General features: G+C 45.0%; 10 protein-coding genes. 3 read left to right on the top strand and 7 right to left on the bottom strand.

Annotated features, from left to right (window positions below):
• Positions 1–3: 3 nt before the first annotated feature.
• From PGH26_RS15335 to PGH26_RS15320, 4 genes are all read right to left on the bottom strand, one after another.
• Positions 4–1,194: a cation:proton antiporter gene (locus tag PGH26_RS15335; protein ID WP_323691877.1), complete on the bottom strand. Its 1,191-nt coding sequence runs from the start codon at positions 1,192–1,194 to the stop codon at positions 4–6.
• 442 nt (positions 1,195–1,636) lie between these two features.
• Positions 1,637–1,987, bottom strand: a complete 351-nt coding sequence (locus tag PGH26_RS15330) for a carboxymuconolactone decarboxylase family protein (RefSeq protein ID WP_323691876.1) — start codon at positions 1,985–1,987, stop codon at positions 1,637–1,639.
• 67 nt (positions 1,988–2,054) lie between these two features.
• A complete protein-coding gene (locus tag PGH26_RS15325; RefSeq protein WP_323691875.1) occupies positions 2,055–2,552 on the bottom strand; it encodes a metallophosphoesterase family protein in 498 nt (165 codons plus the stop codon).
• A 278-nt stretch (positions 2,553–2,830) separates the two neighbouring features.
• Positions 2,831–3,784: an alpha/beta hydrolase gene (locus PGH26_RS15320; RefSeq protein ID WP_323691874.1), complete on the bottom strand. Its 954-nt coding sequence runs from the start codon at positions 3,782–3,784 to the stop codon at positions 2,831–2,833.
• A 76-nt stretch (positions 3,785–3,860) separates the two neighbouring features.
• Between PGH26_RS15320 and PGH26_RS15315 the strand changes: the two genes are divergently transcribed.
• Positions 3,861–4,499 (top strand): YIP1 family protein, encoded by a 639-nt coding sequence (locus PGH26_RS15315; protein WP_323691873.1) that lies wholly within the window; start codon positions 3,861–3,863, stop codon positions 4,497–4,499.
• A gap of 96 nt (positions 4,500–4,595) precedes the next feature.
• Here PGH26_RS15315 and guaC read toward each other — a convergent pair whose 3' ends face one another.
• A complete protein-coding gene (gene guaC / locus PGH26_RS15310) occupies positions 4,596–5,579 on the bottom strand; it encodes a GMP reductase (RefSeq protein WP_323691872.1) in 984 nt (327 codons plus the stop codon).
• Between the two features lie 212 nt (positions 5,580–5,791).
• On the opposite strand from guaC, the gene PGH26_RS15305 reads away from it, so the two are divergent.
• Complete coding sequence (locus PGH26_RS15305) at positions 5,792–8,836, top strand: efflux RND transporter permease subunit (protein ID WP_323691871.1); 3,045 nt, start codon at positions 5,792–5,794, stop codon at positions 8,834–8,836.
• Between the two features lie 50 nt (positions 8,837–8,886).
• Here the strand turns inward: PGH26_RS15305 and PGH26_RS15300 are convergent, their stop codons facing one another.
• Together PGH26_RS15300 and PGH26_RS15295 are read right to left on the bottom strand one after the other, a co-directional pair.
• Complete coding sequence (locus tag PGH26_RS15300) at positions 8,887–9,801, bottom strand: pseudouridine-5'-phosphate glycosidase (RefSeq protein WP_323691870.1); 915 nt, start codon at positions 9,799–9,801, stop codon at positions 8,887–8,889.
• Entirely contained in the window at positions 9,798–10,907 is a 1,110-nt protein-coding gene (locus PGH26_RS15295; RefSeq protein ID WP_323691869.1) for a carbohydrate kinase, read from the bottom strand. Before PGH26_RS15295 ends, PGH26_RS15300 begins: the two co-directional genes overlap by 4 nt.
• A 187-nt stretch (positions 10,908–11,094) precedes the next feature.
• Between PGH26_RS15295 and PGH26_RS15290 the strand changes: the two genes are divergently transcribed.
• Positions 11,095–12,717 (top strand): M20/M25/M40 family metallo-hydrolase, encoded by a 1,623-nt coding sequence (locus tag PGH26_RS15290; RefSeq protein WP_323691868.1) that lies wholly within the window; start codon positions 11,095–11,097, stop codon positions 12,715–12,717.
• The last annotated feature ends 29 nt before the right edge of the window (positions 12,718–12,746 follow it).

Here is a 12,746-nt window from a genome sequence, read left to right as displayed (position 1 = left end):
AAGTTAGTGACGGGCCAATCGTTTCGATAGTGGATAAATCCCGATACTTTGAAAAACGAGAGACAGAAAGACGACTGCAAATCCCAGTGAAATGATGATGTCAGCATGACCATCAGCTTCTGCTTCCAAACTGAGCAGCAGGAAGACGGACATCGTACCCCGAATGCCTGACCACGAGAGAAGGAAAGCGTCGCTAAAGCTGATGCGCTGTTTTAATCCATCAAAAACCTGCATGGTTCCGGCGATAACCAAAAATCGAATAACTATGGATACAACAAAGATGACGATTGCCAGAATCCAATGATTAAATAGCAGGTACTTCGCAGATGTAATGCCGATCAATAGGAATAGCAAGGAGAGCAATGCAGGTTCAACGACTTCCCAAAAGCCGTTAAGTGCAGCCCGATACTCTTTTTCGTTCGTTGTGCGCTCAAGTTCAGCAGATAACATGATTCCGGCAGACACCGTTGCAAGAACACCGGAAAACTCGAAGAACTCTGCTAGATGAAAAACTCCGTACGCAATAACGATGCTGAGCAGTACTTGGTTTTCTTTTTGGGGAGCCAGGTGGAGAGCTTTACTAAAGAGCCAGCCAATGAGTAACCCAAGTCCGGCACCACCGATAGATACATAAAGGAACTCTCCCAGAAATGAAAAAAGGTGAAACGATTTGTCAATTGTAAACATCCCCATCAAAACCCCGAACAGCACGACACTTGTTCCGTCGTTGATCATCGATTCGCCATCCACAATTTCAGCAATGGCGGGATCATCTGTAGATTGCTTCAATATAGAAACGACGGACACAGGATCTGTTGGGGTCAGGATGGATGCAAACAAAAGCGCGCCTACAAAGGAAATGCTGATGAACAGGCCGCCAAACGCATAGACGAAAGCTCCGAGCACTACGGCCGTCAAGATGAGACCAAGAGTACTCAGAACCCCAATTACACCTTTATGAGCGTTTAAAGCCCTTGCAGAGTACTGATAGGCTGAGATAAATAGAAGTCCAGGTAAAAAAACATCATAGATTATGTCTTTTGAGACGGACATAGCAGCGAAGTAAGGAATGAAAGACAAGCCGATGCCGACGAGCACAAGAAATACGGGCAGCGGGAAGTTCTTCTGCCAGCGGTCAATTGTGAGTGCTGTGTACCCAATCGCAAGTAAAATTGTAATTTGTATAGCAATCAATGCCCTCACCCTTTCGCATACCTACTCCATCTAGTACCACAGGCGGCACGTATTGAAACAGCTGAAGCTGGAGAGGGGAAGGTAGCTATGCAGATTAATGATAACTCTTGAAAAGTGATTATAACCCCAAGGCCGCCCATAACTATGGGAAAGTGATCATAAACCAAGGAAACCGCTCATAACCACAGGAAAGTGATCATAAACCAAGGAAACCGCTCATAACCGCGGGGAAGTGATCATAAACCAAGGAAACCGCTCATAACCGCAGGGAAGTGATCATAAACCAAGGAAACCGCTCATAACCCCCAGGAAAGTGATCATAAACCCCGAAAAACTGCTCATAACGCTAACCCGTCCTCACAAAGCACCCATACCCCTGCAGCCAACAACAAAAAACCACCCGCCAACAACTGTAAAGTTGTCCGACGAGCAGCAATCATCATCACTTCTGAAATTGTTGGAACATCCCGCTTAAACAAGTAACCGTCCGACTCATCACGGCACCGCTTCCTAATGCAGCGGCTACACTGCATGCCTCTAACACTTCTTGTTCGGTGCAGCCAGCATCGACACATCCCTTTGCATGGAAAGTCATACAGGTTTTATCGTTTGCGTAAACACTCACTGCCAGTGCAATCAGCTGTTTCTGTTTCCCGTCCAGCGCTCCATCTGCAAAGCAGCTCTCGGTAAAGGAGTGGAACCCGCTCCCAATCTCGGGCATTTGTTCAGTGAACTGGCCTATGCTTTCTTTATAACTTTGTAGTACCCCATCTGCTGAATACTCTTCCATCATTCAAACTCCTCCTGTTCAATTCGCCAGTAGTATATGTATCGAAGCGTGAATCATTCAGTGAGCCGCATTATGATTTATCACGAAATAGAATAAGCTCAGGGAGAATTTCGTCTCCGATATCCAGTGTGATGAACGAATAAAACGGCAGCTTTCTTTTATCTGTTGGCGAACCAGGGTTCATCAGGAGAAGTCCTTTGTAGTATTTGATAACGGGAATATGGGAGTGGCCGTAGATAATCGCATCCACGTGCTCATCGGAAAATGTGTCCACTGCACGCTGTTCGGTCGTCTTTTTGTCTCCATGACCGTGAACGATGCCGATCCGCATTCCACCCAGATCCAGCAGCTGCCGCTCAGGCACAAGAGCACGCATTTCATCGCCATCTACATTTCCATAAACCCCGATTACGTCCGCTAATGCAGAGAGCGATTCAAAAACCTCAGGAGAGCGCCAGTCCCCCGTATGGATGATGCAGTCTGCATCTTTGCATTCATTCAGTAAACGGTCCGGCAATTTACTTCCTCTGCCCGGGATATGTGTATCTCCTGTAATGATTACTTTCATCTGCATCCATCCTTTCGAGTTCAACTAGACAAGATGGTCCAGGTGATCGGTTCATCGTGAACGTCTGCCAGACGTTGTAACCGACCATTGCCTGCATATAAATCATTTATAATCACTTGCTCTGTAATTCTTTAATTACTCGTAGCGTACCCTGAATGGCAGAGAATGAAAAGTAACCTACCAATCAATGAAACCTTTTAGCGATGCTATCGTAATAGAAGGTATAGAATAAACTATTATAAAAAATCGCCCTCCTAATTTGGAGAGCGATCCGATATTCAATTAAGTACTTTCTCAAGAAACTGTGTGAGCTTTGTTTCGTACTCACCTGTAATATTGTCAAATGCTTTCGTATGCCCGGCTTCCGGAACAATCCATAACTCGTTATCGCCCTTGGCTGCATCGTACAATTCAGTTGCCATTTCCGTTGGGACCAGATCATCTGCATCCCCATGAATTAGAAGGAGCGGGATCTCTGTTTTCCTTACCTGATCCACCGCGGACGCTTCTTGAAGCGTATAGCCTGCACGGATTTTAGCGATGACACTTGTCACATCAAGTAAAGGGAATGCCGGCAACCCGTATATGGACTTCAGCTGATGGGCAAGTTCTTTTTTTACCGTACTATAGGAGCTGTCTGCAATAATTCCTTTCACCTGCTTCGGCAATTGCTCGCCGCTCGTCATTAAAACAGTCGCGGCCCCCATGGAATTTCCTTGCAAAATGATTTGTTCCGCGTCATGCTGTTGAATGAGATACTTAATCCAGTCTTTGTAATCGAGGCGTTCGTGCCAGCCATAGCCGATGTAATCGCCTTCACTGTCTCCATGGCCGCGCGCATCAGGGAGCAAGACGTCAAATCCTTGGTCATAGTAAAACTTCGCATATTTCCCCATATCTTCACCGGTATTGCGGAAACCATGGGCCAGAATGACAGCGTTGTGATTCGTGTTTTTATTGTTTTTGATAAATTGAGCTTTCAGCTTTAAGTTATCGTAGGATTGCATCGTAATCGTGTTTTTAGGCTGCTCGGCATACCAGATTTTTGCTTCTCTTAGCAGCGCTTGGTCCGACTCACTGGCAAGTTCATTGACAGCTTCGGATTCGCTATGAAGTTTTACCTCGGTACCGCGCTTAATTCCTTGGTCGTAAAAATAATTGCCTGCAAAAACGAGCGCAACAAGCAGTACAACAATGAGCGTACTGAGTGTAATTGCAATTTTTCTTTTCAAAAAATTCCACCCCCTAAAAGTCAGTGTACCATCTTTTCTATCAAAGGGGAGTGACAAGTTCTAAGGAGGACAATTCATGAATTTAAAACCATTGCTAACAATTTGGAGCAAACCAACTGAAACGTTACGGTACTTGAGGGACGAGACAACCACAGGCTATGCAATCCTGATTTTTGCCATTGCCGCCCTTGCTTCGGGAGGATACCAAGCGGGAAGTTCGGGGTTACTTAGCAATTTACCGCTAGGTGCACTCATTCCGCTGTTCATCTTATTCACATTTGTCGGAGCCCTCATTTCATGGGTGATTGGTGCAGCCATTTACCATTGGATAGGGAAAGGGATGTTCGGGGGAACTGGTACATTTGCTGAAATGCTCCGCGTAGTCCCGGGCACCACGTTGCCAACAATTTGGCTGGCACCCGTCAATTATCTAGTCATTTTAGGTTACGGAAAATTAGCATTCGAAGCGCCGCCTGCTGAAGCATTTGCGATTACGAACTTGCCAATGGGTGTGTACTTAATCTCTATGTTCCTGACATTTGCAATCGGGATTTACAGTACAGTAATTTCATGCAAAGGAATCGGTCTAGTGCATGGATTCTCTGCATGGCGCGGTCTTGGCGTTGTTCTTGTTACGGTCGTTATCGCCATTATCCTATCAGTCGTCCTTTCATTAACAATCGGAATCATTTTCATCTCAATCTTCTCTCTATAACCACAACAAAACCGGAGCCCCCCTTAAAGGGATTCCGGTTTTTGTAATGATTCAAGTGATTTACCTGAAGGGCAAATCAGCACAGTAAATCATTTATTAATAAACTTTATCTCCATTAAAGATAGAGTTTTTCACGATTGCATAATCCACCGTACGGATCGCGTCCAGCTTCTTGCCGCCTGCATAAGAAATCGATGACTGCAAGTCTTGTTCCATCTCTGTCAGCGTATCTTGGAGAGGACCCTTGTATTCCACGAACATTTTTTTACCTTCAACGTTTTTCTTCTCGCCCTTTTGGAACTCTGAAGCAGAACCGAAGTATTCCTTGAACTGTTCGCCGTCACGTTCTACTGTTTGCCCAGGTGACTCTTCGTGACCTGCAAATAGTGAACCGATCATGACCATGCTTGCACCAAAACGGACAGACTTCGCGATGTCGCCGTGTGTACGGATTCCGCCATCTGCGATAATCGGCTTCGATGCCGCTTTTGCACACCAGCGAAGTGCAGCAAGCTGCCAGCCGCCTGTACCGAAACCAGTTTTAATCTTAGTGATACAAACTTTACCAGGTCCAATTCCGACCTTCGTTGCGTCAGCGCCAGCGTTCTCAAGTTCACGAACGGCTTCTGGTGTACCGACGTTGCCTGCGATTACGAAACTCTCAGGCAAATGCTTCTTTATATGTTGAATCATACGAATCACGGCGTTTGAATGACCGTGTGCGATATCGATTGTAATATAATCTGGAATCAATGAATCTGCAGCGAGCTGTTCAACAAATCCATACTCGTCTTCTTTAACACCGACACTAATTGAAGCAATCAGTCCGCGGCTATGCATGTCACGGATGAATGCCGGGCGTGATGCAGGGTCAAAACGGTGCATAATATAGAAGTAACCGCCTTCAGCGAGTTGAATAGCAATCTTTTCATCGATGATTGTTTGCATATTAGCAGGGACAACCGGTAAACGGAACGTATGCTTACCCAGTGTGACAGAAGTATCACATTCAGAACGGCTGTCAACGATGCATTTTGCGGGAATCAGTTGAATATCTTCATAATCGAATACTACATCCATTATTGAACACTCCTAAAAGCGAATAATTTGTTTGGCCGAACTGTAATTGTTCGTCCTTATGTAATGTACAAGATTACAAAGTCATTGTCAAACAATTATTGGTCTTCATTCAGAGTTTCCACAATTGTGATTGATAGACGGCTATGTCATGATAAAGGAAAGAAGCAATAATACACTGTAAGCGCTATCGGATTAAGAGAGGAAGAAAAACCATGGCCTATCTATTAAAACGGAGCAAGTTATTTATTTTCCTTATTTTCATTCTCATGCTAGTTGGAGTTTATACGTTCTTAACGCTGCCGAAACGTGAAATTCCTGAAACGCCTGTAGATCTGGTAATGGTATCTTCCATTCTACCAGGAGCAGAACCGGAAGAAGTGGAGAGGAGCGTAACGAATCCATTAGAGCGGGCTGTGAAAAAAGTAGATGGAATTGATACGATGAAGTCCGTTTCTGCCAACTCTGCTTCAATTATTACCCTGTCATTAAAAGATGGGATTGATTCCGAGCAGACGATTAACAAATTGCAGCAGGAAGTTCAGCGATCAGCCAGTGAGTTGCCGGAAAACGCACAGACACCTGAAGTGAAAAAACTCGATTTGGCGTTTCCGCTCGTTTCGTACATGTTCACAGGGGACGAAAAAGCTCTTGCAGAGTTAGAAACTTCGTTTGGCACATTGTCAGATGAGCTTCAGTCTATAGAAGGAGTTGCGGGAACAACCGTCAAAGGTTTTGCAGAAAAGCAAGTGATGATTACGCTGGATCCTGCCAAATTAGCTGAAAATCGATTGCAGCCATTTGACGTACTCAGTGTGCTGCAGCAAGCCAATCAGCCGCTTTCGCTCGGTACACACGATGACGGCAAGGAACGTCTCGTCTTGACAGTGAAACAAGATGAGGGCATTGAAAAGCTGAAACAATTACAAATTGGAGATGCTGCAGTTCCCCTCGCTAAGTTAGCGGATATTGGAGAAGCAGCCAAAGAGGCAAAGGACATTGTCACGTTCGAAGGCCAATCTGCAATTTCCTACACGGTTTTCCTTCAGCCGGGTCAAGATATTCCTTCCATGGATAAAACCATTGCAAAGAAGATGGATCAATATATTGAAGATCTCCCTAATGAAGTAACAGCGCACACGTATGAATCTCAAGCCAATAACGTGAACTCAATATTCAATAGTTTGTATATCTCATTACTCATCGCAGTTATTGCTGTTCTTGTAGTGACAACAGCGGGACTGACACTGTACGGTTCGTTTGCAGTTGCATTGACCGTTCTCGCGTCTGTGCTTGTCGGACTCATTCCAATTCCATTGATGGGGGTTGACTTGAACCAGATTTCAGTAATCGGGCTTATTATCGCCATCGGGATTCTGGTCGATGACAGCATCGTCGTGAATGACAACATTCAGCGGCGGTACAAACTTGGAGATTCACCTCTGGACGGGGCTGTCAATGGCGTTAAAGAAGTTTATACATCCATTATCTCTTCCAGTTTGGCGATTGTTGTCACGTTTTCACCGCTGCTATTGCTTTCGGGGGGAAACGGTGCATTCATTAAAGCACTGCCAAGTATATTAATCACAACCATCATTGCTTCAACTGTATTATCGGTAACGCTCGTTCCCATGCTTCAATTCATCAAAACAAAAAAACGCAATAAAAAAATATCAGATACTCCAGGATTCTTAGGAAAGCCTTTGGAGAAAATCGCTGTATTCTATTCAGAAAAAGTATTGCGCACTGTTTTAAAACGACCCTTACTCGTAGGAATAGGCGGGTTGGTTATCGCGACAGGACTGTTATTCTTAGCGATGCTGACACCGTTCGAATTCTTCCCGGCTGCGGATAAAGAAGAAGTAACCATGAACGTCCGACTCGCAGCAGGTACGACAATAGATGAAACGAATAACGAAATCCAAAAGATGATTGACGAAGTTTCAAGTGAAGATAAAAATGTAAAAGAAACTGCAATTTTCACAGGCAGCGGGTTACCGAATTTGTTTGCTGCTTCTATGGATAATACTGGCGAAAATACCGGGCAAGCCGTATTCCGCATTAAGAAAGAGCATACAAGTGCTTCTGAATTCATTGACAAGTGGGAACCGGAATTACGCAGCCGCTTTGGAGATGCGGAGATTTTCTTGGATACAATTGTTCAAGGACCGCCTGTGGGTGCACCGGTGACCGTGACGATAAAAGGGGATAATATCGATCAGCTCGCTCAGCTGCGAGATGATTTGAAAGACCGTTTGCTTAAAAAAGGTGCCGACATTGTAACGGATAACTTAGGAGAACCCATCCCGGCAATCCAGTATGTCCCGGATCGTCAAGCGCTTGAGGACAATGGAATTTCCTTAAGCTTAGTGACGAATCAGCTGCAACTGCTGACGCAGGGGGTTCCTTTGTTCAAGTTGTATGAAGGCGATATTTCAAAGCAAGTCGTATTAAAAGAAAAAGGTGTAAACGAAGGGGAGGCAGTCGACCTTTCACAAAGTGTTGTTCCTTCCATGACGACTCAAGGCCCGCCTAAACTCGTTCCGTTGGATGAATTGCTTTCTTCAGAAAAAACATCTCTTATTGCTCAAGTTCCTCATGAAAAAGGAGAGCGTGCGATTACGCTGAAAGCCTATGGCGATGCAGACGGATTCAAAGCAGATATGTTAGACGCAGCGGATGCAGAAAAGAAAGATCTCCCTGAAGGTTATACAATCTCGACTGGCGGAGAGAATTCAGATCAGCAGGCATTCTTTGCTGAAATCGGTATTCTGTTCTTAGTCGTTCTGTTGCTCGTGTACTTAGTTATTGCGTTCCAATTCAAGTCGTTCAGTCTGCCGTTCCTTGTGCTGTTCGCAGTGTATCTTGGTATTTCTGGGGCGATACTTGGATTGTTCATCACACAGACGCCTCTCAGCTTCCTGGGTGTCATGGGGATTGTCTCATTGACGGGGATTGTTGTGCGAAACGCGGTGGTGTTAATCGATTTCGTAGAAGCGCGCCGTCTCCTAGGCAACATGGATGTCATTGAAGCGATTATTGAATCAGGCTACGCGCGTATCAAACCAATCATTTTGACGACTCTTACGTCAATTGTAGCTTTGATTCCAGTGGCTGTCTCGGGTGACCCATTGTTCGAAGCGCTGGCAATTACCATCATTGCAGGTCTGGCGTTCTCTAGTTTGTTTACATTGGTGATGATTCCCTCGTTGTATCTGGTGTATTACAAACTAATTGGACGGAAAGCAGAACGTGTATAATAGAATGAAAAATCCACAGCCATCCAGCTGTGGATTTTTTTGTATTCAATTTAACGTGCGTTACTTAACGCGACAGCAATCTTAGCTCCAACAACTGCATTATGTTTCACAAGTGCGATGTTGGCAACTAGACTCTTGCCATCTGTAAGATCTTTAACTTTCCCAAGCATGAACGGTGTTACGTCTTTTCCTTTGATGCCTTTTTCTTTTGCTTCCGTTAACGCTTGCTCGATAATTCCATTGATCATTTCAGGATCCAGTTCATCTGCTTCAGGAATCGGGTTTGCAATGACGGCTCCGCCTGCAAGTCCAAGATGCCATTTTACAGCAAGAGTTTCAGCCACTACTTCAGGATTGTCTGCACGGAAGTTTACTCCGAATCCGCTCTTACGTGTATAGAATGCAGGCAGCTCATCCGTTTCGTACCCAATGACCGGCACGCCTTTCGTTTCCAAGTATTCCATTGTCAAACCGATATCGAGAATCGATTTTGCACCCGCACAAACGACAGCAACATCTGTTTTTGAAAGCTCCTCGAGATCTGCAGAAATGTCCATCGTAGTCTCTGCACCGCGGTGTACGCCGCCAATTCCACCTGTTACAAACATACGGATTTCAGCGAGATCTGCACATATCATAGTTGCGGCAACGGTAGTCGCACCTAATTGTTTCGTTGCAAGCAAGTATCCGATATCCCGGCGCGAAACTTTAGCTACATTGTCGCTTTTACCGAACATTTCAAGCTCGTCATAAGACAATCCGATCTTAATCTGCCCGTCAATCAAGGCAATCGTTGCGGGAACCGCACCGTTATCACGGATAATTTGTTCTACTGCACGAGCGGTTTCCACGTTTTGCGGATACGGCATGCCGTGGGAGATGATTGTCGATTCCAATGCCACGATTGGTTGTCCAGCGGCTTTAGCATTTAAAACTTCTTCTGAGAAGACGATATAAGATTTCATTTGTATTCCTCCAGTTCATTTTCTAGTCCATTGGCGGTCAGTTCAGGTCTGACTGTATAAGTAGATGCTAACGTTTTAGCTGCGTTCACAAGGCCATAAGAAATTGCATCGTTAAGTGTACGTTCCATTACGGCTGCGTGCAGTACTCCCGACACAAACGCATCGCCTGCACCGGTCACGTCCTCTACAGCAACTCCAGGAATCGCCGCATGATGATGAATCATCCGTGCAGTTCGATCACCAGCCATGATTCCTCTTTTTCCGCGAGTAATGATCGCATGTTCAGCTCCAGAGTCTAAGAGTGCATGAACTGCCGTCTTCCAGTCCTCATCGTTTTGAATCGTAATTCCAGTTAACGTTTCAGCTTCATCTTCATTGCAGATGAACCATGTCAGCCCGTCAAGCGTATCTGGCAAATGTGCCATTTTAGGTCCTGATACGGGAACGATTGCAAGTTGAACTTGGTGTCGGACCGCTGTATCAAGAATTGCTTCTGCTGTTTCTTTTGAGACATTAAGATCCATGACAATCATCTTCGCGCGAGCCAAATGCCGTTCGAGGGAAGCGATGTACTCGGTGTTCAGCGACTCATACACTTCCATAACTGCCATCGCAATCACCAGTTCACCCTGACTGTCCAAAACCGCAGAATACGAGCCAGTTGAGACATTGGACAGTAACCGTACCGAAGTCAAGTCCATATAAGGGGATGAATGCATCGCAATCAAGTCCCAGTCTGCATCTTTTCCCGCTGTAGTAATCAACCGAACGGGATGGTCCAGACGGCCAAGGTTTTCAGCGATGTTACGAGCGACGCCGCCAATCGTAACCGACTGTTCAGCTGGATTTGAGGTTCCCGCAGCTACCGGTCCGGTGACATGAAACTTACGATCGACGTTTGCACCGCCGATGCAAATTATTTCATCTTCTGGCGCTAATACATAAGCTCTGCCTGAAATATATCCGCGTTTCGTCAGTGCGGATATTAAATTGGCAACAGCAGGACGTGATAGCCCAAGACCTTCAGCCAGCTCTTGCTGGGAGCAGTATGGATTTTGCCGGATTAATGAAATCAGCTGCTGTTCTTTTTCGTTCAGCGTAAACACCTCCCGTTCTTTTTAATGGAATATAAACTTATGTTTATATTTTAAACAAAAGTTTTAATGTATGCAAGTCAAACGATTAACCTGTAAGGGGTGACTCTTTTCGACAAAAAGCGTACACTCAAAAATGACAGGTTTATGCTGTCAGGATGTCAGTACATCAGTACGTATTTAAGGGGGAGGGTTTTACATGGCAAACCAACATACTGAAACAGAACTGCAATGGAATACACCTGAAACATTACGCGCACTATTGTGCGAACTTGTGAATTGGGAGAGTCGGACAACAACCGAAGGAGAAAAAGCTTTCCCGCATCGACTCGCTGAAAAGTTGAAAAGTGTTCCTTACTTCGAAGCACATCCCGAACAGTTGGAGTTGCATGATGCAGGTCTTGGACGTAATTCAGTCACTGCATTGTATAAAAACCATAAAGCACAGGATACAATTGTGCTGATTAGCCACTTTGACACAGTGTGGACAGAAGAATATGGCGCACTTGAGCCATTTGCGTTCCATCCTGAAGAGCTGACCGTGAAATTACATGAATATAAAGACGAGCTTCCTGAAGAGGCATTGACCGATTTAGAATCTGGGGAATATTTGTTTGGCCGTGGAACTATGGACATGAAAATGGGACTTGCATTGCATATGTCCTTAATTGAAAAAGCGGCATCGGAACAATGGCCAGTAAACTTAGTGCTGCTAGCTGTTCCTGACGAAGAAGTGAGCTCTGCCGGTATGCGTACCGCGGTGAAATCACTCGTTCGCATGAAGCAAGAACATGATCTGACGTATACGTTGTTTTTAAATGGCGAACCTGTTTTCTCTCAGGAGCCGGGTGATCTAAGAGAATACATTTACTCGGGATCCATCGGTAAGATTATGCCTGCTGCTTTGTTTTATGGAAGAGAAACACATGTAGGGGAACCGTTGAAAGGAATTACATCAACGTTCATGGCTTCTTTTTTAACACAGCGTATGGAATGGAACAATGTATTTGAAGAAACGGATCATGGCGAAACCACACCGCTGCCCGTGACGCTGCAGCAAAAAGATTTAAAAGCACATTATTCTGTGCAAACACCATATCGTTCCACCGCGCTTTATAACGTTTTCACAATGAGACGCACTGCGGCGGAAGTTATGGAATTATTTGAAGGCATTGCTAAAGAAGCAGTCCGTGCATGTGAATCCGCCTATACCGAAGTGAGTGAACGTGAAGGGATTTCTAAAATTGGTGAAATCAAACTTCTCAAATTTGAAGAGCTGATGGATTACGCTACTAACAAATTGGGCGAAGCTGAAGTAAAAAGGATTATTACCGAAGTTTCCGGTGATTGGGAGCTTGACGATCGCGACAAATCGTTCAAAATCGTCGATACCCTGATGATTGAATGCCAAGAGCTGGCTCCTGCAACAGTTCTATTGTTTGCACCGCCTTATTATCCTGCCGTAAATACGTCGGACGATGCACTCGTTCAGGAACTTGTACAGCTGATGCAAGACAAAGCAACTTCACTTGGGACAGAAGTATCACAAATCCACTATTTCAACGGAATTAGTGATTTGAGCTATGTTCATTATGAAGACGAAGGAACAGGCTGGAAATCATTTGAACGGAATACACCTGTATGGGGCTCAACCTATTGGATGCCATTTGAAGAAATGAAGGCCCTGGACGCTCCAGTTCTGAACGTCGGTCCATTTGGTAAGGATGCTCACCAGCGTACAGAGAGACTGCATATCGAAAGTGCTTTTGTGCGCCTTCCTCAAATGCTGGAGACGCTTGCTATGCACTTTTGCGGGAAGTAACTTGGATAGTGTAGATGAATTCAGTGAAC

It is taken from the genome of Sporosarcina jeotgali, assembly GCF_033304595.1.
Classification (GTDB): domain Bacteria; phylum Bacillota; class Bacilli; order Bacillales_A; family Planococcaceae; genus Sporosarcina; species Sporosarcina jeotgali.
This window is presented reverse-complemented; position numbering and strand designations above follow the sequence as displayed.